Genomic DNA, 25,904 nt, shown 5'->3' with positions numbered 1-25,904 from the left:
CAGGCGATGTGTGCTGGAAGACGTTTGGATCTTCCAGTGGTGCATGAACGCATGAAAAAGCCCCCGGAAGATCTTCTTCCGGGGGCTTTTTTTTGGACCGCATTCAGACAGGTTAAAACAGGTTAACGAGGAACACAGAATGTTAGATAACTCACGTTTACGCATAGCTATTCAAAAATCAGGCCGTTTAAGCGATGATTCACGCGAACTGCTGGCCCGCTGCGGGATTAAAATCAACCTGCACACCCAGCGCCTGATCGCCCTGGCTGAAAATATGCCGATCGACATTCTGCGCGTACGTGATGACGATATTCCGGGCCTGGTCATGGATGGCGTCGTTGACCTCGGCATCATCGGCGAAAACGTACTGGAAGAAGAGTTATTAACCCGCCGCGCGCAGGGCGAAGATCCACGCTACTTTACCCTGCGTCGTCTGGACTTCGGCGGCTGCCGCCTGTCGCTGGCCACGCCGGTTGATGAAGCCTGGGATGGCCCGGCCGCGCTGAACGGCAAACGTATCGCCACCTCTTACCCTCACCTGCTGAAGCGTTACCTCGATCAAAAAGGCGTGCAGTTTAAATCTTGTCTGCTGAATGGCTCTGTTGAAGTGGCGCCACGCGCGGGCCTGGCCGATGCCATCTGTGACCTCGTCTCCACCGGCGCCACGCTGGAAGCCAACGGCCTGCGCGAAGTGGAGGTGATCTACCGCTCAAAAGCGTGCCTTATCCAGCGCGACGGCGAGATGGCGGAGGCTAAACAGCAGCTCATCGACAAACTGCTGACCCGCATTCAGGGCGTGATTCAGGCGCGTGAATCCAAATACATCATGATGCATGCGCCGACCGAGCGCCTGGACGAAGTGATTGCCCTGCTGCCAGGTGCTGAGCGTCCAACCATTCTGCCGCTGGCGGGCGACCAGCAGCGCGTGGCGATGCACATGGTCAGCAGCGAAACCCTGTTCTGGGAAACGATGGAAAAACTGAAGGCGCTGGGCGCGAGTTCTATTCTGGTGCTGCCAATTGAGAAGATGATGGAGTAACGACCATGAGCTTTAACACAATCATCGACTGGAATACCTGTAGCGACGCACAACAGCGTGAGCTGCTGATGCGCCCGGCAATTTCAGCCTCAGAGAGCATCACCCGCACCGTGGCGGAGATCCTCGATAACGTCAAAGCCCGCGGAGACGACGCGCTGCGCGAGTACAGCGCGAAGTTTGATAAAACTGAGGTCGACGCGTTACAGGTCACCGCACAGGAGATCGCCGGGGCGGAAAGCCGCCTTGGGGATGAGATCAAACAGGCGATGGCCGTCGCGGTGAAAAATATTGATACCTTCCACACCGCGCAGAAATTGCAGGCGGTGGATGTGGAAACCCTGCCCGGCGTGCGCTGCCAGCAGGTGACGCGCCCGGTGGCGTCCGTTGGCCTCTATATTCCTGGCGGCTCTGCCCCGCTGTTTTCGACCGTCCTGATGCTGGCCACTCCGGCACGTATTGCCGGTTGTCAGAAGGTGGTGCTCTGCTCTCCACCACCGATCGCCGATGAGATCCTGTATGCGGCGAAGCTGTGCGGCGTGCAGGCGATCTATAAAGTGGGCGGCGCGCAGGCGATTTCCGCCCTGGCGTTCGGGACGGAGTCTGTTCCCAAAGTCGACAAAATCTTTGGTCCGGGCAACGCATACGTTACCGAAGCGAAGCGCCAGGTCAGTCAGCGTCTGGACGGCGCGGCGATTGATATGCCTGCCGGTCCGTCTGAAGTGCTGGTGATTGCCGACAGCGGCGCTACACCGGATTTCGTGGCCTCTGACCTGCTCTCGCAGGCCGAGCACGGCCCTGACTCGCAAGTGATTTTACTGACGCCAGATGCCGATATGGCAAAACGCGTGGGCGATGCCGTTGAGCGTCAGCTGGCCGACCTGCCGCGTGCGGAAACGGCGCGTCAGGCGCTATCGGCCAGCCGACTGATTGTGGCTCGCGATATCGACCAGTGCATCGCCATCTCCAATCAGTACGGGCCGGAGCACCTGATCATTCAGTCCCGCAACGCGCGCGATCTGGTCGACAGCATAACCAGCGCAGGCTCGGTGTTCCTCGGGGACTGGTCACCGGAATCCGCCGGGGATTACGCCTCCGGCACCAACCACGTGCTGCCCACGTATGGCTATACCTCAACCTGCTCCAGCCTGGGGCTGGCGGATTTCCAGAAGCGCATGACCGTGCAGGAACTCTCTCGCGAGGGATTTGCCTCGCTGGCGTCGACCATCGAAACCCTGGCCGCCGCCGAGCGCCTGACTGCCCACAAAAATGCCGTGACGCTGCGCGTTGCCGCCCTGAAGGAGCAAGCATGAACATCGAAGAATTAGCCCGCGAAAATGTCCGTCGCCTGACGCCCTATCAGTCTGCGCGTCGTCTCGGCGGGAACGGCGACGTCTGGCTGAATGCCAACGAATACCCCACGGCGGTGGCCTTTGAGCTCTCGCAGCAGACGCTGAACCGCTACCCGGAGTGTCAGCCGAAAGCGGTGATCGAGAACTATGCGCAGTACGCAGGCGTGAAGCCTGAGCAGGTGCTGGTCAGCCGTGGGGCGGATGAAGGGATTGAGCTACTGATCCGCGCCTTCTGCGAGCCGGGTAAAGACGCGGTGATGTACTGCCAGCCCACCTACGGGATGTACAGCGTCAGCGCCGAAACCTTTGGCGTGGCCTGCCGCAACGTGCAGGCGCTGGACAACTGGCAGCTGGATTTGCAGGGCATCGCCGATAACCTCGACGGCGTGAAGGTGGTGTTTGTCTGTAGCCCGAACAACCCGACCGGGCAGATTATCAATCCGCAGGATATCCGTTCCCTGCTGGAAATGACGCGCGGCAAAGCGCTGGTTGTGGCCGACGAAGCCTACATTGAGTTCTGCCCGCAGGCGACGCTGGCAGGCTGGATTGAAGAGTATCCGCATCTCGTTGTGCTGCGCACTCTGTCCAAAGCGTTCGCTCTCGCCGGTCTTCGCTGCGGTTTTACGCTGGCAAATAAAGCGGTTATCGACCTGCTGATAAAAGTGATCGCCCCGTATCCGCTCTCAACGCCGGTTGCCGATATTGCGGCACAGGCGCTGGCCCCGCAGGGCATCAGCGCGATGCGCGAGCGTGTGGCGCAGATCCTGGAGGAGCGTCAGTATCTAGTCGATGCCCTGAAAACGATTCCGTGCGTGGAGCAGGTGTTCGACTCGGAGACCAACTACATCCTGGTGCGCTTCACCGCCTCAAGCGCGATATTTAAATCGTTGTGGGATCAGGGCATTATCTTACGAGACCAGAATAAACAACCTACCCTGAGCGGCTGCCTGCGTATTACCGTCGGCACCCGCGCGGAGAGCCAGCGCGTGATTGACGCCCTGAAAGCGGAGAAAGTATGAGTCAGAAGTATCTCTTTATCGATCGTGACGGCACCATCATCTCGGAGCCACCCAGCGATTTTCAGGTCGATCGTTTCGACAAGCTGGCCTTTGAACCCGACGTGATCCCGGTGCTGCTGAAGCTTCAGAAAGCAGGCTATAAGCTGGTGATGATCACCAACCAGGACGGTCTGGGCACAGACAGCTTCCCGCAGGCGGACTTTGACGGCCCGCACAACCTGATGATGCAGGTGCTGACCTCGCAGGGCATCGCCTTCGACGAGGTGCTGATCTGCCCGCACATGCCTGCCGACGAATGCGACTGCCGCAAGCCAAAAGTGAAGCTTGTTGAACGTTATCTGGCGGACGAGACGCTGGATAAAGCGAACAGCTATGTGATTGGCGATCGCGTCACGGACATCACGCTGGCCGAAAATATGGGCATTGCAGGCCTGCGCTATAACCGCGACACGCTAAACTGGGCGATGATTAGCGAGCAGCTCACCAGACGCGACCGCTATTCTCACGTAGAACGCAACACCAAAGAGACGCAGATCGACGTGAAGGTCTGGCTCGATCGTGAAGGCGGCAGCAAGATCCACACCGGCGTCGGTTTCTTCGACCACATGCTGGATCAAATCGCCACTCACGGCGGCTTCCGCATGGAGATCGCCGTTAAGGGCGACCTGTATATCGACGATCACCACACCGTGGAAGATACCGGCCTGGCGTTGGGCGAAGCCCTGAAGCTGGCGCTCGGCGACAAACGCGGCATCAACCGCTTCGGCTTTGTTCTGCCGATGGACGAGTGCCTGGCGCGCTGCGCGATGGATATCTCCGGGCGTCCGCACCTGGAATATAAAGCCGACTTCACCTACCAGCGCGTGGGCGATCTCAGCACCGAGATGGTGGAGCACTTCTTCCGCTCGCTTTCTTACACCATGGGCCTGACGCTGCACCTGAAAACCAAAGGCAAAAACGATCACCACCGCGTTGAGAGCCTGTTCAAAGCCTTGGGCCGTACCCTGCGCCAGGCGATCCGCGTGGAAGGTGACGCCCTTCCCTCGTCGAAAGGAGTGCTGTAATGAACGTGGTGATTCTGGACACCGGATGCGCCAACCTGAACTCCGTACAGTCGGCGATTATGCGCCACGGCTACGAGCCGGTGGTGAGCCGCGACCCGGACGTGGTGCTGCGCGCGGATAAACTCTTTCTGCCGGGCGTAGGCACCGCCCAGGCGGCGATGGATCAGATCCACGAGCGCGAGCTGGTGGATCTCATCAAAGCCTGTACTCAACCGGTGCTGGGCATTTGCCTCGGCATGCAGCTGCTTGGCCGCCGCAGCGAAGAGAGCAACGGCGTCGATCTGCTGGGCATTATAGAAGAAGACGTGCCGAAAATGACCGACCACGGCCTGCCGCTGCCGCACATGGGCTGGAACCGCGTTTATCCGAAGGCGGGCAACAGGCTGTTCCAGGGAATCGAAGACGGCGCGTACTTCTACTTCGTCCACAGCTACGCCATGCCCGTGAATACCTACACCATCGCCCAGTGCAATTACGGCGAGGCGTTCACCGCCGCAGTGCAGAAAGATAACTTTTACGGCGTGCAGTTTCACCCGGAACGCTCCGGCGCCGCCGGTGCGCAGCTGCTGAAAAATTTCCTGGAGATGTGATGATAATTCCCGCTTTAGATTTAATTGACGGCACGGTTGTTCGTCTCCATCAGGGTGATTACGGGCAGCAGCGCGACTATGGCAACGACCCGCTGCCGCGGTTACAGGCTTACGCCGCTGAAGGCGCTGAGGTGTTGCACCTGGTCGATCTGACCGGCGCGAAAGATCCGGCGAAGCGCCAGATCCCGCTGCTTAAAACACTGGTGACTGGCGTGGACGTCCCGGTGCAGGTGGGCGGCGGCGTGCGTACGGAAGCCGATGTTACCGCCTTACTGGACGCGGGCGTGGCGCGCGTGGTAGTCGGTTCGACCGCTGTGAAAGATCCTGAGACGGTCAAGGGCTGGTTCCGCCGCTTCGGCGCGGATGCGCTGGTGCTGGCGCTGGATGTGCGCATTGACGAACAGGGTAACAAGCAGGTCGCGGTCAGCGGCTGGCAGGAAAACTCCGGCGTGACGCTGGAAGAGCTGGTTGAGATGTATCTCCCCGTAGGGCTAAAGCATGTGCTGTGCACGGATATTTCACGCGATGGCACGCTCGCAGGCTCTAACGTCTCGCTGTATGAAGAGGTTTGCGCGCGTTATCCGCAGGTGGCGTTCCAGTCCTCTGGCGGTATCGGCGACCTGGCGGATATCGCTGCTCTGCGCGGAACCGGTGTACGCGGCGTGATCGTGGGTCGCGCGCTGCTGGAAGGCAAATTTACGGTGAAGGAGGCGATTCAATGCTGGCAAAACGGATAATTCCCTGCCTGGACGTGCGTGATGGTCAGGTTGTAAAAGGCGTGCAGTTCCGCAACCACGAGATCATTGGCGACATCGTTCCGCTGGCAAAACGCTATGCCGAAGAAGGCGCAGACGAACTGGTATTTTACGATATCACCGCCTCCAGCGATGGCCGCGTGGTGGACAAAAGCTGGGTGGCGCGCGTGGCAGAGGTGATTGATATTCCCTTCTGTGTGGCGGGCGGGATCAAATCTGCTGACGATGCGGCGAAGATTCTCTCTTTCGGTGCGGACAAAATTTCCATTAACTCCCCTGCCCTGGCCGACCCGGAGCTGATTACGCGTCTGGCGGATCGCTTTGGCGTGCAGTGCATTGTCGTGGGGATCGACACCTGGTTTGATGCCGCAACGGGAAAATATCACGTTAACCAGTACACCGGCGATGAAAGCCGCACGCGCGTCACCCAATGGGAGACGCTGGACTGGGTGCAGGAAGTGCAAAAACGCGGTGCGGGTGAAATCGTTCTGAACATGATGAACCAGGACGGCGTTCGTAACGGTTACGACCTGGAGCAGCTGAAAAAAGTGCGCGCGGTCTGCCAGGTTCCGCTGATTGCCTCCGGCGGCGCGGGCACCATGGAACACTTCCTTGAAGCCTTCCGCGATGCGAACGTTGACGGCGCGCTGGCCGCTTCCGTGTTCCACAAACAGATTATCAATATTGGTGAGTTAAAAACGTACCTGGCCGACCAGGGCGTGGAGATCAGGGTATGTTAACAGAGCAACAACAGGCGCAGCTGGACTGGGAAAAAACTGACGGATTACTGCCGGTGGTTGTACAGCATGCCGTTTCAGGCGAAGTGCTGATGCTGGGATACATGAACCAGGAGGCACTGGCAAAAACGCTCGACAGCGGCAAGGTGACGTTTTTCTCGCGCACCAAACAGCGCCTGTGGACGAAAGGGGAAACCTCGGGTCACTTCCTGAACGTGGTCAGCATTACGCCAGACTGCGACAACGACACCCTGCTGGTGCTGGTCAACCCGATTGGGCCGACCTGCCACAAAGGCACCAGCAGCTGCTTCGGCGAGGCGAGCCATCAGTGGCTGTTCCTCTATCAGCTGGAACAGCTGCTGGCAGAGCGTAAATCAGCGGATCCCGAGAGCTCGTACACGGCGAAGCTGTACGCCAGCGGCACCAAACGGATTGCGCAGAAAGTGGGTGAGGAAGGCGTTGAAACGGCGCTGGCGGCCACCGTGCATGATCGGGAGGAGCTGACGAACGAAGCGTCGGATTTGATGTATCACTTGCTGGTGCTGCTTCAGGATCAGGAGCTGGATTTAACGACGGTGATTGAGAATCTGCGGAAACGGCATAAATAAAAAAAGACCGGGGAAACCCGGTCTTTTTTTGTATGTAAATCAGGCTCTTGGTTTGTAGTTTCTCAGCGCGTTACGGCCGAGGACGACAGCAGAACCGATGATCCCGCCGAGGAGAACGGCAAGGATGAGGGTGATGGCCTTTTTCGGGCTGTCACGCTTAATTGGCAGATCTGGTTTCATCACGTAACGATAGACGTGTAAAGTGTCTGGATTAACGTTGAGATTTTGAATATCCAGTAAATTCTTTTTGGTCTGATAATAAGCCCCTGGGAAGACCAACGGACGGGAGGCTTCGTTATCAACCATTGATTTGAGCGCTACAGTACCAAGCAGGAACATGGTTTCCTGAGTGACATCCTGTGTTTGCTGGAGCTGCGGTGTGATAATTTTCGCTGCTTCCGCGTTCTTAAGCGCCTCAGAAATCTGCTTGATACGCAGATCTTTTTGCTCCTGCGCGACTTTCTCCTGATTCTGGAGGGAGTCGTTCAGGGTTGTGATCTGTTGCTTGAGGTTGTCTCTCAGGTCAAGCGTAAGTTCTTTTGCTGTCTGTTCGTCGACCTGCTGGATGTACTGAGCCAACTGCTTTTGTGCTGCTTCAGCCGAATCGCTCTGATAACTGACAGTTAAAGGTACACTCTGTCCCTTTACAGTAGGTTCAATGCTCAATTTCTCGGGAAATTCCTGGTTGTCCAGCGCTTGCGCTAATGCTGAAAAAGAAGAATTAAAACGACCAATAGCACGATTTTGGATATCTAAGGTTGAAGGTGCTGCCCCGCCATAGAGGATATTCAATGCATTGGAATAGGTGGCGATTTGTGCCGCATCAGGCTGGGCTATGATCGCAGATGACGTCCATTTCTCTTTGGCTACAGTGATGTAAACGGCAGCAAGAACGATAAAAGCAGCAATAAAAGCCCCTATTACCCACTTACCACGCCACAGCTGTAGCACTAAATCAAGTAAATCAATTTGCTCCGGGTCATTGTTGCGTGTGACCAGGTTATCGTTATTGTGCGTCATACAATCCCTAACAGATGAAAAAGGGCAAACATAATCTTGTTTCCATAGTGTATCCGTTGCTGCGGAATTTTCTATAAGAATCCGATGAGTTATATCGGAAAGATGGGTTATGTAAGTGAAGTACGACGCGCTATCATAGTCGGATTCTGATGTCGTGGGGCATCAACAAGAACACTGTGAATGAGGGAAGCTATGAAATTTCTGGTAACGGGCGCGGCGGGCTTTATCGGTTCTCATGTCAGCAAGCGCCTGCTTGATGCAGGGCATGAAGTTGTTGGGATTGATAATCTGAATGATTACTATGACCCAAACCTTAAGCTCGCCCGTCTCAATCTGCTCAAATCCGACAATTTCACCTTCCACAAGCTGGACTTAGCGGACCGCGAGGGCATGGCCGCTCTCTTCGCTGAGGAGAAATTTGACCGCGTGATCCATCTTGCCGCACAGGCGGGCGTACGTTACTCGCTGGAAAACCCGCATGCCTACGCAGATGCGAACCTGGTAGGTCACCTGAACGTGCTGGAAGGCTGTCGCCACAACAAGGTTCATCATCTTCTGTATGCTTCATCCAGCTCAGTATACGGCCTCAACCGTAAGATGCCGTTTTCTACTGGCGACTCCGTAGACCATCCGGTTTCCCTGTATGCGGCAACCAAAAAAGCCAATGAGCTGATGTCGCATACCTATTCGCATCTGTACAATCTGCCGACCACTGGCCTGCGCTTCTTTACCGTCTATGGCCCCTGGGGCCGCCCGGACATGGCGCTGTTCAAATTCACCAAAGCCATGATTGAAGGCAACAGCATCGACGTCTACAACTACGGCAAGATGAAGCGCGACTTCACCTATATTGATGATATTGCGGAGGCGATTATTCGCCTACAGGACGTCATTCCTCAGGCCGACGCAGACTGGACAGTCGAAACCGGTTCGCCAGCAACCAGCTCTGCCCCGTATCGCGTGTATAACATCGGCAACAGTTCACCTGTCGAACTGATGGATTACATCACTGCGCTTGAAGAGGCGCTGGGCAAAGAAGCGGTGAAAAATATGATGCCGATCCAGCCGGGGGACGTGCTGGAGACCAGTGCGGACACCAAAGCGCTGTATGACGTTATTGGGTTTAAACCACAAACCTCAGTCAAAGAAGGCGTGAAAAACTTCATCGACTGGTACCGCAACTTCTATAACGTTTAAAAACAAAAAACCCGGCAGATTGCCGGGTTTTTTTATATCACGATTTTGATTAGTCACTGCCGAACAAATCGCGGGTATAGACTTTATCTTTCACGTCCGCCAGCTCTTCCGCCATACGGTTGGAGATAATTACGTCCGCTTCTTTCTTAAATGCATCCAGATCGCGGATCACACGTGAATGGAAGAACTCGTCTTCCTGCATGGCCGGTTCATAAATAATGACCTGTACGCCCTTCGCCTTAATACGCTTCATGATCCCCTGAATGGAAGAAGCGCGGAAGTTATCGGAACCGCTCTTCATGATCAGGCGATACACGCCCACCACTTTCGGCTGACGCGCGAGAATAGAATCTGAGATGAAGTCTTTACGCGTGCGGTTGGCATCCACAATGGCGGAAATCAGGTTGTTCGGCACCGCCTGATAGTTTGCCAGCAGCTGCTTGGTATCTTTTGGCAGACAGTAGCCGCCGTAACCGAATGACGGGTTGTTGTAATGGTTACCGATACGCGGGTCGAGACATACGCCCTCGATGATCTGACGGGTATTCAGACCTAAACTCTCGGCATAGCTGTCCAGCTCGTTGAAGTAAGCCACGCGCATGGCCAGATAGGTGTTAGCGAAAAGCTTAATCGCTTCTGCCTCGGTGGAATCGGTGAACAGCACCGGCACGTCTTTTTTAATGGCGCCTTCCTGGAGCAAGGCAGCAAAACGCTCTGCACGCTCGGAACGCTCGCCAATCACGATACGGGATGGGTGCAGGTTATCGTATAACGCCCTGCCCTCGCGTAGAAACTCCGGCGAGAAGAAGACATTATCAATACCCAACTCTTCTTTGATAGATTTGGTGAAGCCTACTGGAATCGTCGACTTGATGATCATCACCGCATTAGGGTTGATTGACGTAACGTCTTTGATCACCGCTTCAACGGTAGAGGTATTGAAGTAGTTAGTTTTGGGATCGTAGTCGGTCGGCGTGGCAATGATGACAAAATCCGCATCGCGGTAAGCGTCTTCTTTGTCCGTGGTTGCGCGGAAGTTCAGCGGTTTGGTCGCCAGGTACTCTTCAATCTCTTTATCGACGATCGGGGACTTCTTCTGGTTAAGCATGTCCACTTTTGCCTGCACGATATCCAATGCAACCACTTCATGGTTTTGTGCAATCAGGATACCGTTTGAGAGACCAACATAGCCTGTTCCGGAGATAGTTATTTTCATTCGTTTAACTTCTTCAAGTTTGAGTTTCTGGAGGCGTAAGCACACCACCGCAATAAACAACTGTTGAGGTTTTTACCTCTTAAGTTGAGGGACTGTCAAGACGAATGCCTTGCTTCAGAAAGGGATAAACGTAGTGATTTATGCGGCAATAAAAGGAGTGGGCTGGGGAAAGTAAGCCAACATGGGCCTGAAAGCGATAAAAAAAGCCCGGTGAGACTCACCGGGCCATGCTATCAGACTGAGTTAAATCAGATTAATCCAGCCATTCGGTGTGGAACACACCTTCTTTATCCGTACGCTTATAGGTATGCGCACCGAAGTAGTCACGCTGTGCCTGAATCAGGTTCGCTGGCAGAACGGCAGCACGATAGCTGTCGTAATATGCCACCGCAGCGGAGAAGGTCGGAACCGGGATACCATTCTGCACCGCGTACGCAACAACATCACGCAGCGCCTGCTGATATTCGTCTGCAATTTGTTTGAAGTAAGGCGCCAGCAGAAGGTTTGCGATACCTGCATTTTCTGCATAGGCATCGGTGATTTTTTGCAGGAACTGTGCGCGAATGATACAGCCAGCACGGAAGATCTTCGCAATCTCACCGTAGTTCAGGTCCCAGTTGTTCTCGTCAGATGCCGCGCGAAGCTGGGAGAAGCCCTGCGCATAAGAAACGATTTTACCCAGGTAGAGAGCACGGCGGACTTTCTCAACGAACTCCGCTTTATCACCGGCTGGTTTGGCCTGAGGACCAGACAGCACTTTAGACGCTGCAACACGCTGCTCTTTCAGAGAAGATATATAACGTGCAAATACGGATTCGGTGATCAGGGATAATGGCTCACCCAGATCCAGAGAGCTCTGGCTGGTCCATTTACCGGTCCCCTTGTTCGCTGCTTCATCCAGAATCACATCAACCAGATATTTACCCTCTTCATCTTTTTTAGTGAAGATATCTTTGGTGATGTCGATCAGGTAGCTGTTCAGCTCGCCTTTATTCCACTCGGTGAAAGTCTCGGCGAGTTCTTCGTTAGAGAGGTTCAGGCCACCTTTCAGCAGGGAGTATGCTTCGGCAATCAACTGCATATCGCCGTATTCGATGCCGTTGTGAACCATTTTCACATAGTGGCCAGCACCGTCAGGACCGATATAGGTCACGCACGGCTCGCCGTCTTCTGCAACGGCTGCAATTTTGGTCAGGATAGGCGCGACCAGTTCGTACGCTTCTTTCTGGCCGCCAGGCATGATAGAAGGACCTTTCAGTGCACCTTCTTCACCACCGGAAACGCCGGTACCGATGAAGTTAAAGCCTTCCGCAGACAGTTCACGGTTACGACGAATGGTGTCGTGGAAGAAGGTGTTGCCGCCATCAATGATGATGTCGCCTTTATCCAGATACGGTTTCAGTGAATCGATAGCAGCGTCGGTACCCGCGCCCGCTTTCACCATTAACAGGATACGACGAGGCGTTTCCAGAGACTCAACGAACTCTTTAACCGTATAGAAAGGAACCAGCTTCTTGCCTGGATTCTCAGCGATGACTTCTTCAGTCTTATCACGGGAGCGGTTGAAAACGGAGACGGTATAACCACGGCTTTCGATGTTGAGCGCCAGGTTGCGCCCCATCACTGCCATACCGACAACGCCGATCTGTTGCTTTGACATTACATACTCCTGTCTTGGGGATAATCACTGCGGTGCGATGCAGTTTGAATGTATATACGATGTTAACTCAAGCCTGTTACTTATGGATAGCCTTTGGTGCGCTAACGGCCGCGAGATAGGCAAACAGTGTATCGTTTAGTCAAAATAGACGGAATCGGCGAACGTCTTGCCTAAACTATCCTTGGATGACAGCAGGGGTAACTCACCATCAATAAGTGGCCACTTAATCCCAACAGAATCATCATTCCACAATAGGGAATGTTCAGACAAAGGGTTATAATAATCAGTGCACTTATAGACAAACTCAGCGCTTTCAGACAAGACGTAAAAACCGTGAGCAAATCCCTCAGGGATCCAAAGTTGACGTTTGTTTTCAGCGGAAAGCATAATACCTGTCCAGCGCCCAAACGTGGCTGATGATTTTCGCATATCAACAGCAACATCAAAGACTTCTCCGCTGACAACACGTACCAATTTTCCTTGTGGATTTTGAGTCTGGTAATGTAAACCTCTCAAAATATTCCTTGCAGATTTTGAGTGGTTATCCTGCACGAAGTTACGTTCGCATACCAATTCACAAAATTTCTTTTGTTGCCAGGTTTCCATAAAGAAACCCCGTTCATCACCAAAAGTGACCGGCTCGATAATTTTTACATCAGGAATTTCAGTATCAATGACTTTCATTATTAACTCTTTATTTCCCCAAAACTTCTATTACCACACGTTCAACACCTTGTTTCCAGTCTGGAAGTGTCACATTAAACACACGCTGGAATTTCTGATTTGAGAGGCGCGAATTCAACGGACGAGTAGCAGGTGTAGGATACTCACTGGTAGAAATGCCGTTAACTTCCTGGATAAGAAGAGGCTCACCCTGAGCTTTAGCCGTTTCGAAAACAAAATTTGCATAATCAAACCAGGTCGTTTCCCCGCTTGCGACTAAATGGTATTTACCAACAACAGATTTATTATTCTGCTCTTCTCGAATTGCCAGTGCAGTACAATCAGCCAATAATTCAGCACTTGTCGGAGCGCCATGCTGGTCGTTGATAACGGACAACCTCTCTTTCTCACGAGCTAAACGCAGCATGGTTTTCGCAAAATTATTACCACGAGTGGCATAAACCCAGCTGGTGCGGAATATGAGATGTCGGGGATTAAGGCGCGTAATTTCCAACTCGCCTGCTAATTTAGTCTCACCGTAGACATTTAACGGTGCTGGCGCCTCATCTTCCAGCCGATAATGATCGCCCTCACCATCAAACACATAATCTGTAGAGTAATGAATTAGGAGCGCACCTAATTTCGCTGACTCCTCAGCGAGAACCGCAACCCCTTTCTGATTGAGCAACTCAGACAGGTTACGTTCTTGTTCGGCTCTGTCCACAGCGGTATGCGCTGCCGCGTTAACGATAACGTCAGGTTTCACCAATCGTACGGTTTGTGCGATGCCAGGAAGGTCAGTCAAGTCACCACATAAATGCTTGTCGAAATAATCTACTGCGATGACTTCTCCAAGAGTGGAAAGAGAACGTTGTAATTCCCATCCAACCTGCCCGTTTTTTCCTACAAGTAAAATTTTCATTGGCATGCCGGTTTATTGTCCAATCAACATTTTCAAATATTGACCATAAGATGTTTTCTGAAGCAGATCGGCCTGAACAGCTATTTCGTCCGAACTGAGCCATTTATTACGGAATGCAATTTCTTCAAGGCATGCCACTTTCATACCCTGCCGTTTTTCAATGGTATGAATGAACTGAGAAGCTTCAATCAAGCTATCATGAGTACCTGTATCGAGCCAGGCAAATCCACGACCTAATAACTCCACCTCAAGCTCACCCCGGTCAAGATACATCTGATTTAGAGTTGTGATTTCAAGCTCACCGCGAGCAGAGGGCTTTATTTCCTTAACCATGTCGACAACATTATTGTCATAGAAATAGAGTCCAGTGACTGCCCAGTTTGATTTAGGCTTGAGGGGTTTTTCCTCAATAGATAATGCTTTGAAATGTTCATCGAACTCGACAACACCAAAGCGCTCCGGATCCTGAACCTGGTAACCAAAAACAGTTGCCCCTGACGTTTTCTTTGCCGCCGCATTCAACTTCATACCGAAACTTTGACCAAAGAAAATATTATCACCCAACACTAATGCGCAAGGCTCGTCGCCAATAAACTTTTCACCGATAGTAAATGCCTGTGCCAGGCCATCTGGTGAGGGCTGCACGGCGTAGGTGAAATTAACACCAAACTGCGAGCCATCTTTCATTAAGCGCTGGAAAGCAGGCATATCTTCAGGTGTGGTGATAATGAGGATATCCCGAATACCGGCAAGCATGAGTACCGATACTGGGTAAAAAATCATAGGCTTGTCATATATAGGGAGCAGTTGCTTAGACACACCTTGTGTAATCGGGTACAGGCGTGTACCTGAACCGCCAGCTAAAACAATTCCTTTCATAACGCTATACCTCGATTATTTGTTCAGGCCAAGACGTTCACCAGCGTAAGAGCCATCAAGAACACGCTGCCACCAACCTTCATTATTAAGATACCATTGAATAGTTTTTTCGATCCCGCTTTCAAAGGTTTCTAGAGGCTCCCAGCCGAGATCATTTTTCATTTTAGTTGCATCAATGGCATAACGAAGATCATGTCCAGGACGATCGGCAACAAAAGTTATAAGCTCTGCAAAATTGACAATACCGTTTGGTTTTTTATCGATGATTTTATCAAGCATTGCGCAAATAGTTTTTACAACATCAATATTTTTACGTTCATTATGACCACCAATGCAATATGTATCACCGATCTTGCCCTCTGTAGCCACTTTGTACAGTGCGCGGGCGTGATCATCAACATACAGCCAATCGCGGATCTGCTCGCCGTTCCCATAGACCGGGAGCGGTTTTCCCGACAAAGCATTAAGAATAATGAGCGGAATTAACTTCTCTGGAAAATGGTAGGGGCCATAGTTGTTAGAACAGTTGGTAATCACCGTTGGTAAACCATAGGTACGATTCCAGGCGCGAACTAAATGATCGCTACCCGCCTTAGAGGCCGAGTAAGGGCTACTTGGCGCATAAGGTGTTTCTTCAGTGAATAATCCGTCAGCATCGTGAAGATCGCCAAAAACTTCATCAGTAGAGATGTGATGGAAGCGGTAAACCTTCTTCCTATCATCATCAAGTGATGCGTAATACTGACGCGATGCTTCAAGAAGAATGAATGTACCTATTACGTTAGTCTGGATGAAGGCCGCGGGTCCGTCGATAGAACGGTCAACATGACTTTCAGCAGCCAAATGCATCACGATATCAGGCTGGAAGGAATTGAAAATATCCGCAACAGCTTTCGCATTAGTAATATCAGTTAGAGAGAATGAGTATCGTGAATTTTTTTCAACTGGTGCCAGAGACTCAACATTACCTGCATAGGTTAAACAATCAACCACGCATACTGAATCCTGAGTATTATTTATAATATGCCGAACCACGGCTGAACCAATAAAACCAGCACCACCAGTGACAAGAATTTTCATAGTTTTCACTTTCTGTTAGTTATTCAGAGGAGCTCTATACTCAACTGACTCATACAATTCTTTATAAGCTTTTAAAGGATCACTTTTTTTTGAGTATATTATCTATATGCATTGCAAGCATCTCTTCCGTACGGACAAAGTCACATTTTTCTACGAATGTTTTCAATGCATTTTTAGACATTTGAGCAACCAATTCGGGATCCCTATTTAACTTTTCTAGAGCGCGCGTCCATTCAATTAAAGAATTATCTTTAATATAAATACCGCACTTCTCTTTCTCAATATCGACATACCAGTAAGGGTTGTATGTAGCAATAACTGGCACGCCTAAAGCGATAGCCTCAATCAATGAAGACAATCCGACACAATAATTGATCTTATCTGTTTTAATAGGGATAATCATACTCTTTGATGCACTTACTTTCTCAAGCAAGTCTGTATATGCCCAGCGACCTTTATTTATCCTAATGTCGCCATTTACATTTGCATAGCTATCAGGCAAATTTAAATCGCTGGTATAGATATCAATTGTAACGTCGCTATTTTTTACCGATGACATTACAGACGGCAGATCCCTATTTTCACGCCCTGTCGAAATTATATTCTCGTTATGTAATCCATTAATAAAAGGTGCATAGAAAGTTGCATCCCCTCCCCATGGTATAAAGTGACATTGATGAGAATGAAGTCCCCTTGAGGCCTTGATTTCATCGCGTGACTTTTCCGAAAGAAAGAAAATCGCATCAATTTTTCTTACATAACACTTTAAAAATGGCAGAAGCAATGAATGTATTACTTTCTTTAATCGAGACACTGGAGGGGCGAAAACATCGAGATGCATCCAACCCGCAAACTTTGTTTTAAATAAAAAAATACGTGCCAGAATATAAAAAAGCATCGTTTTTCTTTTAATAAAAGGCATAAAGAACAAATCTGGTTTGAACTTCCAATATGAAATAAGATCATTAAGTAAATTCCCCCGACCGACCATTACCTCAAAGCCCATCTTTTCTAATTTGGATACGCCGTACACGAACTGCGCAGGGATCTCATTTTTTTTATAACGGCTAAAAGCAGCGCCGTTATCATTAACAAAAACAAAGGCTTTCATTAAAACTCCGTATTAGAGGCCAGATCCAATGTGCTTAATTCAGTAAGCGCCTTTTCTCAACAGAACCACATTGACGGTTTTGAAGAGAATGACGATATCATTCCACAAAGACCAGTTTTTGACATACCAGGAGTCAAAATAAACACGCGTGGTGTAGTCAACATCGTTACGTCCACTCACCTGCCACAGGCCAGTCATGCCTGGCTTTACCATCAGATAATATTCAACGTCATCGGCATAGCGTTCCAGCTCTTCGTGGATGACCGGACGCGGGCCGACCAGGCTCATCTCACCTTTAAGTACGTTAAATAACTGAGGTAACTCATCAAGACTCGTTTTACGAATGAAGTGACCAATGGCAGTAATACGCGGATCGTTTTTCAACTTAAAATCTTTTTCCCATTCAGCACGAGCTTCAGGATCTTTCTCAAGTAATTCTGCAAGGATCTCTTTTGAATTGATATTCATAGAGCGAAACTTATAACAGTCAAATTTCTCACCACGGCGCCCAATTCTCGTATGAGCATAGATAGCCGGCCCACCATCACGGGAAACTTTATACCACAGGTAAACCAGCAGTGGCGATGAAACAAGAAGAATGCCTAAGGTGCAGACGATATCGAAGGTACGCTTAATAAAGCGCGAGGTCAGTTTAGACAGATTATTGTGAACCTGAAGAAGTAATACTTCGTGGCTAAATATAAATGACATACTAGTGCCGTATAAAGGAAATCCTCTCAGAGAAGGAATAATTATAACGTTACGGCACTTATGTTTCGCAAGGAATCGTAACCAGTTTTCAAATTTATCCTTTTCGTCAAAATCGCACGCGACTACGAACTGAGTTGAAAACGAATTATAATGAGTAAGCAATGTCTCTTCATCTTTAACGATCGGACACTCTTCCATAATATCGGCTGTCGCATCAAAATCACAAAACGCATCAATTTTGAAACCAGACACCTCATGGCTTTGTAAAGCATAATAGGCTTCACGCGCATTTCGTCCGGTACCTAAAATAACGGTGCGCTTTTTCCAGTAGCCAAATTTGTTAAGAATGATTTTTGTAAATTCACGCGATAACGGAACCATAATGATGGCATATAGCCAACAGTAGGCCCAAATATAGCGAGAAAAGTGCCATTTAGAAAATGCCACTAATGCAAGATCGAAGATCGAAAAGATGACAATAGTACGCAGTGTTTCTTTAAGTTCAGACCAGAAGGGTTTCTTTTGTGCATAATGACGTAAGCGGACGCCAAACCAAAAAACACACATTACTGTCAGAATAAAGTGTGACAACACCCTCACATCAATTTGTAGAATTGGCATAAAGGTATTCAGGTCGCCAATAAAAAACATAACGGTTAAAAAGGAAAGCCCCAAAGAAACATTAAGCCAAAATAAATCCGATGCAATTAAGGCCCCACGGCAAATAAATTCTTTCTTTTGATCTTTAAATACGCTGATTTTCATTGTTTAAATCCTGACATAAATCGGCTGATTTATGCCGTGGTCATTATTTTTCCGGATGAGTATAACTGTTCTGTACTCGCGCAGCCTGAGTATTGATCAGCGACTCAGAGTATTGAGCCCAGGCACTATCGACATACTGACTAATCTCGTCACGGAAACGCTGCTCTGAAAATGTTAAAGCATGTTCGCGACAGTCTTCTGGCTTAATTTCATCGGCGTATTTTTCAAAGGTATTCACTGCTTCGCATATGGCGTCTGCGGTTTGTTCAAAGAAGAACAGCCCAGTCGGTTTATCGCTACCAAGGGGTTTAACCGTTTCGAGGCACCCGCCTTTACCGAAAGTAATGACCGGCGTACCGCTTGCTTGTGCTTCTACAGGCGAGATACCAAAATCCTCTTCTGCAGCAAATACGTAAGCTTTAGCACGCTTCATATAGTCGACCATTGCAGCGTCATCCTGATAGCCAAGTAGCGTGATATTATCCATCGCCAGCTGTTTGATCTTATCCATCTCAGAACCATCACCGATAACCACTAACTTTTTATCAGGCATTTTGGCAAACGCACTAACAATAAGATCAACACGCTTATAAGGCACCATGCGACAAGCAGCCAGATAGAAATCCTCTTTTTTGTCACTGAATTCGAACTTATCCGTATTCACCGGCGGATAGATGACGTCTGCTTGTCTGCCATAAACCTTGTTAATGCGGCGCGCAATAAACCGTGAGTTACCAATAAAATGACTAACGCCCGCAGCGGTACGGTAATCCCAAATACGAATCTTATGCAGGAGATACTTAGCAAGCCACCCTTTCAAACCTTTGTTCAGGCCGGATTCCCGCAGATACTGGTGCTGGAAATCCCACGCGTAACGGATAGGAGAATGGACATACGACACATGAATTTGGTCAGGGCCAGTGATCACCCCTTTGGAAACAGCATGACTGCTTGAAATAACTACGTCATAAGCAGACATATCAAGCTGTTCGATAGCCAACGGCATCAACGGCAGATAAGACTGGAATTTTTTTGCTGCAAATGGCAAACGCTGAATAAATGTTGTAGTGACTTTTTTATTATTAAGAAAATGTTTTTCTTTTGGCTTTAAGAAATCACATACAGCGAAAATATCCGCATCGGGATAACAACGTAAAATTTGCTCAACCACTTTTTCAGAACCCGCATAGGAACTGAACCACTCATGAACGATTGCTACTTTCATTGCGCTTCTCATCAATTAGCTTAAACATTTTTTCAGTGCGTGACTGGTAAGTATATTCTCGGGCAAGCTCCTGACATTTCTCCACAGAAATCCGATCGCCAGAGGTAATATCTTCCAGAGCTGAAATAAACTCAACGGGGGTGTGGGCAACGCGAAAATAGTCTTTAAAGTCACACAAGGACGCTAAATCGACACTCACCACTGCCTTCCCTGCCGCCAGATACTCAAAGAACTTCATAGGGAACATTGAAGCAGTATATTCATTCAAATTATTAGGCAGCAAAGTTGCGGCAAAGCCCTTCAGGTAACCAGGCAACTGCTGGTACGCCCTTGGCCCAATTAAATGAATATTTTTGTGACGGGTAAGTTGAGTCGCATCAGTGTTCGGATCTCCCTCGCCAACATCGCCAATCATCACTAGCGACCACTCAGGATGAGCTTCTGCAATCGCTTCCAGGAGAGAGAAATTCACCTTATAGCCGCTTATAGCGCCAATAAAGCCAATTCTTGGCTCCGGGATCGCGTTCAGGTCGGCAGGAACGGGCATTTGATCATCCAACGCTTTTGAAAAGTGATTATAGTCAGCTACGTTAGAGAAGTAATAGACCTCATCGCTCCAATGCTTTCTTGACTTCAGAAGCGTCAGAGAAGTGACAAAGGTAATGTCTGCGCGACGTACAAGCTCTTCCTCTGCATCCTGAAGGATCTCTACCGGCATTCCAGGCTGAGCTTTAATTTCGTCGACACAATGATAAACAACATAACCGAAATCACCCGGCTCCAGAAAACGCGTGGTCAACGGGTTATAGGTCCATAGCGTTTCGTCTTTGAATTTTAAACGCCAGCACCAGAATTTGAGCGCGCTGCTCAAAATCAGTTTATTAAGCTTACGCACAATAGCGTAGTTATTAAATGGGATGGAAATTGGTGACCATACCCAGACATTGTCGCGCACTTTTCGAGGTGCTTTAATCGCTTTAAGAACCCGGCGGAAGATACGCGAAAGGTCTTTCTTATTTACACTAGGTCGGCGCAGTCCCAGAGACTCTATGTAAAGAACACGGTGTCCACGGTTTGCCAGCTCTAAGGCAACATGCTGTTTATTTGTCCAGAATGGGTTGTCCCAGTCTGCCGTGGATAAGACGACGATGTCTTTTATATCTTTATTTTTGTTCATAAAAATACGCTATCTCAGTCCCTTTTTTTGGAAAATCCCTTTAATACCATTTCGGTACAATGGGAATAACATTGCCCATAACAGACTAAACATCACAAATATTGCGCCATTAATCAAGAGTCGGAAAATAACATTATCAGGTTGAATAATGTAATGCCCAAGAGTCAAGATAATAGATGTATAAAGAATTAACCCCAAAGAAATTTTAATTAACACAGGAAAAAGATCTTTTGCAATTCTTAAGTAACACGCGCTAAGGATAAACATCATTAAACTGTATATCGAATTCCCTAGCCCTAACCCAAATGCACCCCACATTTTATACGTCGCCAGGTTGACAACCGCATTACTCAGCAATGCAACCATCATCACAACCAATACTTTCTTATTATTGAGATGTGCGCTCAATGCCTTAATGAATATATAACCTATCACCTGAGCCCAAAGGCCTATGCACATTCCTTGAATAATATCAGTTGTTACCGTTACGGAGTGCTGATCAAATGCACCACGCATAAACAGTAGAATAACGATGTCTTTTGCATAGAAAAAAATGAAAAAAGACATGTTTATAACAAGCAGTGCCAGCCAATTATAAATAAACCTTATCTTATCTCGAACAACTTCTGGCTTCTGCGATGACCATTCAGATAATCCAGCAAATGCTATTGGCACAGACAAAATAAAAACAACAGTGTCAGTAATAAACCGGGCATAATCGAGTCCGGACACTACATCAATACTGATTAATGATGCTAGTGCCCTTTCCAGAGTAATATTACCTTGCAATATTAGAGGTAGTATAAGCAAGGGCCGAAGCGTTATCCAAAAACTCTTCATTACCAATTTGACTTCGGCCGCATCAAAACGACCAGGGAGGGCTAGAATAGTGCCCTTTCTTGCACGGATAAGCGCCCAGATACTAAAAATTATATAGCTACCTGTAAAACCCCATGCAAGTAATAGATAATTATTATAATAATATGCAGCAACCACTCCCAACAGCATGCCGACATTCTGAATGGAGGCCCGCATAGATATGGGTTTATAATCTCCATGTGCCATGGATAAATAATTTATCAGCGCTGAAAAAAGATAGAAAGGACAACAAATTGCCATTATCTTAAGTAACTCAGTCGACATCTCACGCGCATTCCCGCCAATTCCGGGAGCCATGATACCGACCCAATAGTCTGATAAAAAAAACAGCACAATAAATATAAGTACAGATATCAGTGCAAAAAAAATAAACATACAGAGCTTGAAGGTCGAAGCACGAAATTCATTCTCGGTGAGATATTTCTTATATAATGGGATGAATGCTGAATTAAGGCTGTCACTGGTCATGAAGTTTATTGGCACTAGGGTTCCCGTTTGCGCAATACGGTAAGCCCCGTTGATATCTCCTGTACCAAAAAATTTTGCCATCAAAACTTCCCTGACCAATCCAAGAACCTTCGAAAGCATGTTGCCGCCAAGCAGCTGGCTAATAGCTTTTTTCATTTAGAATTTCTTAAGAATAATGAGGTATATTCGCTTACAGAGTGACTTAATGTATTTTTGTCGGGGATAAACGATCTTCTTTCCTTGCTGCTGAGAGTATTAATATAAGTCTGCACATCTTTAAAAGGAATATGACTCGGATTGCACTTGAATATCTTATCACCCGAATTGAATGTAAGATGTTCCGATATTATAAGAGGTAATCCTGAGCTCATGGCCTCCAGTACATTCAATGGCAATCCTTCAACTCTTTTGGTAAGGAATAGAAAAATATCGGCACCTTGCATTATTCTTGCCAATTCAGTTCGCGTCTTAGCCCCCAAGAAAATCACATCATGATTTAACTTAAGTTCATCAACTTTCTTTCGCAACTGTTTTTCATAAGGTCCATTACCACAAATCAGAAGTTTCGCATCTACGTTAACTTTTTTTATTTCAGCAAAAAGATCGATATTTTTATCAACCCCCTTTTGCTCATGTAGGCGTGATGCTGACATGAATACTTTTGCTTCAGAGCTTATGCCTAACTGCTCGCGCACAGTATTTCGCTGGGATATATCATCAGAGAACAAATACTCATCAATTCCATTTTCGATTTTAACTATTTTATCGTAACTGCAAATAAGCGTTGTTGGAAAGGACGTTAGATCTTTTTTTACAGCGTCTCCAACAGCAACAACCCAGTCGAAGTAAGAGTAATGTTTGGCATCTAAATAAAAACCAAATATGTTTTTAACACTGGATAAAATCTTTTTAATTTTTCGTGTTTTTATCTTAGAAACTAATTCTCCAATTGATGTGCCATGGGCCTGCATAATAAACTTTGCATTTGGGAAAGATTTTTTGTGTTTAAGTGTACTGAATGCACCTGCACTAATGCTAATTACCGCACTGACATTATCTTTAGTTCCCCATGTTTCAATGATTTTTTCAGTCTCAGTCCACCAACCGGCCGAATATGCAGCCTTAGGGATATTTTTTAGCTTTATTATTTGTGGGTTATTTTCTAAAACAGGAATATTTTCATCAAAATCCGTGGTAACTACAGTAACCTTAAAACCTTTAACCTGTAGCTGAACCGCTAAATCCCATGCTACAACTTCCATTCCGCCAAGATGATGGAATGGAAGAGAACGAGCAAATATGATTACTTCCTCAGCCATGAATCAGTTCCTGATATATTTTTTCTAATTTTATGGTTTGTTTGGACAAATTAAATTTTTCGCTAATGAAAATACGGGCATTTTTACCCATTTCAAACCGCTTATGTTCATCCTTCATTAGAAAGGAGATTCTTTCCGCTAATTGTTTATCATCTCGCTCTTTAACTAAAAATCCAGTTTGCTCATCGATAATCGCCTCTGGTATCCCACCATGCTGAGTACCGATAACGGGAACACCGGTCACTGCCGCTTCAAGAAGAACCATACCCAACCCTTCAGCATCACCGGTTTTCGCTGTAATGCTCGGTAAAACCAACATGCTAGCTTTACGCATCCATGCCATAACATCGACGTGGGGCAACGCGCCTGTAAAAGTAACGGTTTGATCCAGACCAAGGGATGTGACCTGAGCCTTCAGCCCATCCAATAACGGCCCTTCTCCTATAATCACAAGCTTAACATCAGGATTTAATAACTTTACCTGCTTGACTGCATTGATTAAAACGGCTGTCCCTTTTTTCTCTACCAGCCTTGCAACATGAAGGATAATGCCTTGATCGTCCTCTTTTGCACGCGGCTGATATTTATTCACATCAATACCAATATAGTGCTGAATGATTTTGCTTTCCGGGAAACCGTGTTGCAGAGCCTGGCGGGCAATGAAATCTGAAACACAAATAAACTTATCACCCTGACTTTTTACTTTATGTTGATGAAGAAGATAATTAATCCAGGCGGGTGACCGTGACGCCAGTAAATCCTTATTACTGACCGTCACATCAAATCCATGAAGTGTTGTCACCAAAGGAATACCTTTCTTCTGCGCCAGCTTTAGAGCATAAAGTCCATCGATCGCAAAGTGTGCATGAATGAGGTCTAAGGGCTGTGATTTTAAAACAGACTGATAAGGCAGCTGCGACGTGGTGATCGCATTCACTATTTCTGCGAGTTTACCGTAAACATTTCCATGTTCATTCAATACACATGCGACTGAGCCTTCTGGTTTCGTCCCGATGAGGCGTCTGCCGATATAGCATTTATCAAAACACTGTAATGCTTCAGCCTGCTGCTGAATAAAAACTTCCGAACCCTTAAAAAGCTGGTTTCTGAAAATACCGACCGTCTTCATTCCTGTACCCTATTATGCCGATTAATTGGTAAATTTGCTGCCAGGCAAAGCCCAAGCATTACGGCTAACACGATCATCTGGTGTTGCTCACCTATTAAGCCAAAGTTTTCGCCAAATCCGTGAGCAAAAAGCCAGGAAAGCACCATCAGGAAGGAAAAGCCGATGTTTTTTTGTTCATTATTTGTACTTCGTATTGCTCTCAAAGCAACCCCAATGCTGCAAAGGATAAAACCTAGCCCCAGCATTGAAGCAATAATTCCTGACTTAGACCAAAGATAAATAAGCGTGTTGTGTGGCGGAAGGAAATAATCAGTGTGCTTACTGTAATCGGCTTCCCAACCACCGTAGCCCTGCCCCATCAGTGGATTATTTAAAAATGCGTCAAATGCATAGTTCCATATCTCGTAACGTGTTTCAGCCGTATCCGTGGATTCTTTTAAAAAAACGCTTTGTTCGGTAATGCTGAAAACAACGCTTATAACGATTAATACTATGGCAAACGAGGCGCCTACTGAACTCAAAATGACGCGTGTCGAACGCTGAAGTTTCAGATAGAAAATAAATGCCGGGATAAGTATCGCGAAAAGGACGCCCGCTTTGGAGCCGGTAAAAAATACGGTTGCCCAGAGCAGAATAGCCATCATAAGCGTGATTTTTGATTTCAACGCCTTGTAAATGCCCCAAGCCATAAAGGATGAGATTCCTGCATAACAGGCAGCAGCATTGGCATTAACGAACAAAACCCCACCCGCTTTAACCGGATCGTAGAAGTTATTCCTGGCTCCATCTAATAAGCTCTGAAGCGTATTCATTCCCATCGTATATTTACTTATAGGGGACAACACTACCGCCAATTCGAGTGACTCATTAAATCTAAAGGTGATGACCGTAATCGCCTGCAAGCAAACAAAAAACAACATAACGTTGATAGTTTTATACAATGCAACTCGATCTTTCACCGCTAAAACGTAGACGGCGTTTGAGATGACGATAAATTCACACAAATAGGCAATATCACGAATACCCATCGATTTCTCAACCGACCACGCAAGGCTCAGGGTGCTGATGAGTATCAGGCCAAGAAGCATAATATTCGTTGCTTTTGCTAAGAACCGGTTTGCATTAATAATAAATTCAGGCAGGAGCAATGCCGGAAGCAGAAATGCCATTGGAACATCGGCTCCACCTAATTGCACCAGATAGAGCTGCGGAATGCTACATACCAGCACCATTAACAACCTGATGCGTAGGTGCAGAGCGAGGAAAACAAAAAAGAAAATTAAACCTACGATTGCCGCTAATAAGACTTCTAACATTAATAT

General features: G+C 48.0%; 24 protein-coding genes and 1 other annotated feature (1 of these 25 running past the window's edge). Of the genes, 9 read left to right on the top strand and 15 right to left on the bottom strand.

The window, feature by feature from the left end:
• Nucleotides 1-94 (top strand) — a sequence feature (His leader region); it begins 30 nt to the left of the window's first position.
• Nucleotides 95-139: 45 nt separating this feature from the next.
• The 8 genes from hisG to hisIE are packed head-to-tail and all read left to right on the top strand — an operon-like array spanning nucleotide 140 to nucleotide 7,161.
• Nucleotides 140-1,039 (top strand): ATP phosphoribosyltransferase, encoded by a 900-nt coding sequence (hisG, locus tag C3451_RS09925; protein WP_032623983.1) that lies wholly within the window; start codon nucleotides 140-142, stop codon nucleotides 1,037-1,039.
• A 5-nt stretch (nucleotides 1,040-1,044) separates the two neighbouring features.
• Entirely contained in the window at nucleotides 1,045-2,349 is a 1,305-nt protein-coding gene (gene hisD, locus C3451_RS09920; protein WP_045623423.1) for a histidinol dehydrogenase, read from the top strand.
• Nucleotides 2,346-3,407, top strand: coding sequence for a histidinol-phosphate transaminase (gene hisC / locus C3451_RS09915; protein ID WP_045623424.1), 1,062 nt, complete (start codon nucleotides 2,346-2,348; stop codon nucleotides 3,405-3,407). Before hisD ends, hisC begins: the two co-directional genes overlap by 4 nt.
• Nucleotides 3,404-4,471, top strand: a complete 1,068-nt coding sequence (hisB, locus tag C3451_RS09910) for a bifunctional histidinol-phosphatase/imidazoleglycerol-phosphate dehydratase HisB (RefSeq protein WP_045623426.1) — start codon at nucleotides 3,404-3,406, stop codon at nucleotides 4,469-4,471. Before hisC ends, hisB begins: the two co-directional genes overlap by 4 nt.
• Complete coding sequence (hisH, locus tag C3451_RS09905; protein WP_003859485.1) at nucleotides 4,471-5,061, top strand: imidazole glycerol phosphate synthase subunit HisH; 591 nt, start codon at nucleotides 4,471-4,473, stop codon at nucleotides 5,059-5,061. The genes hisB and hisH overlap by 1 nt, the downstream gene beginning before the upstream one ends.
• Entirely contained in the window at nucleotides 5,061-5,798 is a 738-nt protein-coding gene (gene hisA / locus C3451_RS09900; RefSeq protein ID WP_045623428.1) for a 1-(5-phosphoribosyl)-5-[(5-phosphoribosylamino)methylideneamino]imidazole-4-carboxamide isomerase, read from the top strand. The genes hisH and hisA overlap by 1 nt, the downstream gene beginning before the upstream one ends.
• Complete coding sequence (gene hisF, locus C3451_RS09895) at nucleotides 5,780-6,556, top strand: imidazole glycerol phosphate synthase subunit HisF (protein ID WP_017383296.1); 777 nt, start codon at nucleotides 5,780-5,782, stop codon at nucleotides 6,554-6,556. Before hisA ends, hisF begins: the two co-directional genes overlap by 19 nt.
• A complete protein-coding gene (hisIE, locus tag C3451_RS09890; protein WP_023306558.1) occupies nucleotides 6,550-7,161 on the top strand; it encodes a bifunctional phosphoribosyl-AMP cyclohydrolase/phosphoribosyl-ATP diphosphatase HisIE in 612 nt (203 codons plus the stop codon). Before hisF ends, hisIE begins: the two co-directional genes overlap by 7 nt.
• Before the next feature lie 39 nt (nucleotides 7,162-7,200).
• Here the strand turns inward: hisIE and wzzB are convergent, their stop codons facing one another.
• Nucleotides 7,201-8,181 (bottom strand): LPS O-antigen chain length determinant protein WzzB, encoded by a 981-nt coding sequence (gene wzzB, locus C3451_RS09885; protein ID WP_045623430.1) that lies wholly within the window; start codon nucleotides 8,179-8,181, stop codon nucleotides 7,201-7,203.
• Between the two features lie 192 nt (nucleotides 8,182-8,373).
• On the opposite strand from wzzB, the gene C3451_RS09880 reads away from it, so the two are divergent.
• The gene (locus tag C3451_RS09880; RefSeq protein WP_045623432.1) at nucleotides 8,374-9,378 is read left to right on the top strand and encodes an NAD-dependent epimerase; all 1,005 of its coding nucleotides are present in this window, start codon (nucleotides 8,374-8,376) and stop codon (nucleotides 9,376-9,378) included.
• 49 nt (nucleotides 9,379-9,427) lie between these two features.
• On the opposite strand, the gene ugd is transcribed toward C3451_RS09880, so the two are convergent.
• The 14 genes from ugd to C3451_RS09810 all read right to left on the bottom strand — a co-directional run bounded on the left by ugd (nucleotide 9,428) and on the right by C3451_RS09810 (nucleotide 25,898).
• Nucleotides 9,428-10,594 carry a UDP-glucose 6-dehydrogenase gene (gene ugd / locus C3451_RS09875; protein ID WP_038416357.1) on the bottom strand — a complete coding sequence of 389 codons (1,167 nt, stop codon included), beginning with the start codon at nucleotides 10,592-10,594 and terminating at the stop codon, nucleotides 9,428-9,430.
• A 253-nt stretch (nucleotides 10,595-10,847) separates the two neighbouring features.
• Nucleotides 10,848-12,254, bottom strand: coding sequence for an NADP-dependent phosphogluconate dehydrogenase (gene gndA / locus C3451_RS09870; RefSeq protein ID WP_006811221.1), 1,407 nt, complete (start codon nucleotides 12,252-12,254; stop codon nucleotides 10,848-10,850).
• Between the two features lie 135 nt (nucleotides 12,255-12,389).
• Nucleotides 12,390-12,938, bottom strand: a complete 549-nt coding sequence (rfbC, locus tag C3451_RS09865) for a dTDP-4-dehydrorhamnose 3,5-epimerase (protein WP_023295000.1) — start codon at nucleotides 12,936-12,938, stop codon at nucleotides 12,390-12,392.
• 10 nt (nucleotides 12,939-12,948) lie between these two features.
• Nucleotides 12,949-13,839: a dTDP-4-dehydrorhamnose reductase gene (gene rfbD, locus C3451_RS09860; RefSeq protein WP_032609645.1), complete on the bottom strand. Its 891-nt coding sequence runs from the start codon at nucleotides 13,837-13,839 to the stop codon at nucleotides 12,949-12,951.
• Between the two features lie 12 nt (nucleotides 13,840-13,851).
• Nucleotides 13,852-14,718, bottom strand: a complete 867-nt coding sequence (rfbA, locus tag C3451_RS09855; RefSeq protein ID WP_032609646.1) for a glucose-1-phosphate thymidylyltransferase RfbA — start codon at nucleotides 14,716-14,718, stop codon at nucleotides 13,852-13,854.
• Nucleotides 14,719-14,733: 15 nt separating this feature from the next.
• Nucleotides 14,734-15,798, bottom strand: a complete 1,065-nt coding sequence (gene rfbB, locus C3451_RS09850) for a dTDP-glucose 4,6-dehydratase (RefSeq protein ID WP_063139132.1) — start codon at nucleotides 15,796-15,798, stop codon at nucleotides 14,734-14,736.
• Between the two features lie 79 nt (nucleotides 15,799-15,877).
• Nucleotides 15,878-16,909: a glycosyltransferase gene (locus C3451_RS09845; protein ID WP_063139131.1), complete on the bottom strand. Its 1,032-nt coding sequence runs from the start codon at nucleotides 16,907-16,909 to the stop codon at nucleotides 15,878-15,880.
• Between the two features lie 39 nt (nucleotides 16,910-16,948).
• Nucleotides 16,949-18,385: an undecaprenyl-phosphate galactose phosphotransferase WbaP gene (gene wbaP / locus C3451_RS09840; protein WP_038416362.1), complete on the bottom strand. Its 1,437-nt coding sequence runs from the start codon at nucleotides 18,383-18,385 to the stop codon at nucleotides 16,949-16,951.
• Between the two features lie 43 nt (nucleotides 18,386-18,428).
• Nucleotides 18,429-19,610, bottom strand: a complete 1,182-nt coding sequence (locus C3451_RS09835) for a glycosyltransferase family 4 protein (RefSeq protein ID WP_181236636.1) — start codon at nucleotides 19,608-19,610, stop codon at nucleotides 18,429-18,431.
• The gene (locus C3451_RS09830) at nucleotides 19,588-20,787 is read right to left on the bottom strand and encodes a glycosyltransferase (protein ID WP_045622866.1); all 1,200 of its coding nucleotides are present in this window, start codon (nucleotides 20,785-20,787) and stop codon (nucleotides 19,588-19,590) included. The genes C3451_RS09835 and C3451_RS09830 overlap by 23 nt, the downstream gene beginning before the upstream one ends.
• A gap of 9 nt (nucleotides 20,788-20,796) precedes the next feature.
• Nucleotides 20,797-22,290 carry a lipid II flippase MurJ gene (locus tag C3451_RS09825; RefSeq protein ID WP_032609650.1) on the bottom strand — a complete coding sequence of 498 codons (1,494 nt, stop codon included), beginning with the start codon at nucleotides 22,288-22,290 and terminating at the stop codon, nucleotides 20,797-20,799.
• Complete coding sequence (locus tag C3451_RS09820) at nucleotides 22,287-23,453, bottom strand: glycosyltransferase family 4 protein (protein ID WP_045622864.1); 1,167 nt, start codon at nucleotides 23,451-23,453, stop codon at nucleotides 22,287-22,289. Before C3451_RS09820 ends, C3451_RS09825 begins: the two co-directional genes overlap by 4 nt.
• On the bottom strand, nucleotides 23,446-24,582 hold the full coding sequence (locus C3451_RS09815; RefSeq protein ID WP_045622862.1) for a glycosyltransferase: 1,137 nt from the start codon (nucleotides 24,580-24,582) through the stop codon (nucleotides 23,446-23,448). The genes C3451_RS09820 and C3451_RS09815 overlap by 8 nt, the downstream gene beginning before the upstream one ends.
• Nucleotides 24,579-25,898, bottom strand: coding sequence for an O-antigen ligase family protein (locus tag C3451_RS09810; protein WP_045622860.1), 1,320 nt, complete (start codon nucleotides 25,896-25,898; stop codon nucleotides 24,579-24,581). The genes C3451_RS09815 and C3451_RS09810 overlap by 4 nt, the downstream gene beginning before the upstream one ends.
• Between the last annotated feature and the right edge of the window lie 6 nt (nucleotides 25,899-25,904).

The organism is Enterobacter sp. 301B, from assembly GCF_003850715.1.
GTDB lineage: Bacteria > Pseudomonadota > Gammaproteobacteria > Enterobacterales > Enterobacteriaceae > Enterobacter > Enterobacter intestinihominis.
The sequence above is the reverse complement of the archived record's forward strand: the minus strand, read 5'-3'. Positions and strand labels throughout refer to the sequence as shown.

What these genes read in the sequence shown, in the direction of transcription:
- hisG (WP_032623983.1), top strand. Translation starts at nt 140, where the DNA reads ATGTTAGATAACTCACGTTTACGCATAGCTATTCAAAAATCAGGCCGT.
- hisD (WP_045623423.1), top strand. Translation starts at nt 1,045, where the DNA reads ATGAGCTTTAACACAATCATCGACTGGAATACCTGTAGCGACGCACAA.
- hisC (WP_045623424.1), top strand. Translation starts at nt 2,346, where the DNA reads ATGAACATCGAAGAATTAGCCCGCGAAAATGTCCGTCGCCTGACGCCC.
- hisB (WP_045623426.1), top strand. Translation starts at nt 3,404, where the DNA reads ATGAGTCAGAAGTATCTCTTTATCGATCGTGACGGCACCATCATCTCG.
- hisH (WP_003859485.1), top strand. Translation starts at nt 4,471, where the DNA reads ATGAACGTGGTGATTCTGGACACCGGATGCGCCAACCTGAACTCCGTA.
- hisA (WP_045623428.1), top strand. Translation starts at nt 5,061, where the DNA reads ATGATAATTCCCGCTTTAGATTTAATTGACGGCACGGTTGTTCGTCTC.
- hisF (WP_017383296.1), top strand. Translation starts at nt 5,780, where the DNA reads ATGCTGGCAAAACGGATAATTCCCTGCCTGGACGTGCGTGATGGTCAG.
- hisIE (WP_023306558.1), top strand. Translation starts at nt 6,550, where the DNA reads ATGTTAACAGAGCAACAACAGGCGCAGCTGGACTGGGAAAAAACTGAC.
- wzzB (WP_045623430.1), bottom strand. Translation starts at nt 8,181, where the DNA reads ATGACGCACAATAACGATAACCTGGTCACACGCAACAATGACCCGGAG.
- C3451_RS09880 (WP_045623432.1), top strand. Translation starts at nt 8,374, where the DNA reads ATGAAATTTCTGGTAACGGGCGCGGCGGGCTTTATCGGTTCTCATGTC.
- ugd (WP_038416357.1), bottom strand. Translation starts at nt 10,594, where the DNA reads ATGAAAATAACTATCTCCGGAACAGGCTATGTTGGTCTCTCAAACGGT.
- gndA (WP_006811221.1), bottom strand. Translation starts at nt 12,254, where the DNA reads ATGTCAAAGCAACAGATCGGCGTTGTCGGTATGGCAGTGATGGGGCGC.
- rfbC (WP_023295000.1), bottom strand. Translation starts at nt 12,938, where the DNA reads ATGAAAGTCATTGATACTGAAATTCCTGATGTAAAAATTATCGAGCCG.
- rfbD (WP_032609645.1), bottom strand. Translation starts at nt 13,839, where the DNA reads ATGAAAATTTTACTTGTAGGAAAAAACGGGCAGGTTGGATGGGAATTA.
- rfbA (WP_032609646.1), bottom strand. Translation starts at nt 14,718, where the DNA reads ATGAAAGGAATTGTTTTAGCTGGCGGTTCAGGTACACGCCTGTACCCG.
- rfbB (WP_063139132.1), bottom strand. Translation starts at nt 15,798, where the DNA reads ATGAAAATTCTTGTCACTGGTGGTGCTGGTTTTATTGGTTCAGCCGTG.
- C3451_RS09845 (WP_063139131.1), bottom strand. Translation starts at nt 16,909, where the DNA reads ATGAAAGCCTTTGTTTTTGTTAATGATAACGGCGCTGCTTTTAGCCGT.
- wbaP (WP_038416362.1), bottom strand. Translation starts at nt 18,385, where the DNA reads ATGAAAATCAGCGTATTTAAAGATCAAAAGAAAGAATTTATTTGCCGT.
- C3451_RS09835 (WP_181236636.1), bottom strand. Translation starts at nt 19,610, where the DNA reads ATGAAAGTAGCAATCGTTCATGAGTGGTTCAGTTCCTATGCGGGTTCT.
- C3451_RS09830 (WP_045622866.1), bottom strand. Translation starts at nt 20,787, where the DNA reads ATGAACAAAAATAAAGATATAAAAGACATCGTCGTCTTATCCACGGCA.
- C3451_RS09825 (WP_032609650.1), bottom strand. Translation starts at nt 22,290, where the DNA reads ATGAAAAAAGCTATTAGCCAGCTGCTTGGCGGCAACATGCTTTCGAAG.
- C3451_RS09820 (WP_045622864.1), bottom strand. Translation starts at nt 23,453, where the DNA reads ATGGCTGAGGAAGTAATCATATTTGCTCGTTCTCTTCCATTCCATCAT.
- C3451_RS09815 (WP_045622862.1), bottom strand. Translation starts at nt 24,582, where the DNA reads ATGAAGACGGTCGGTATTTTCAGAAACCAGCTTTTTAAGGGTTCGGAA.
- C3451_RS09810 (WP_045622860.1), bottom strand. Translation starts at nt 25,898, where the DNA reads ATGTTAGAAGTCTTATTAGCGGCAATCGTAGGTTTAATTTTCTTTTTT.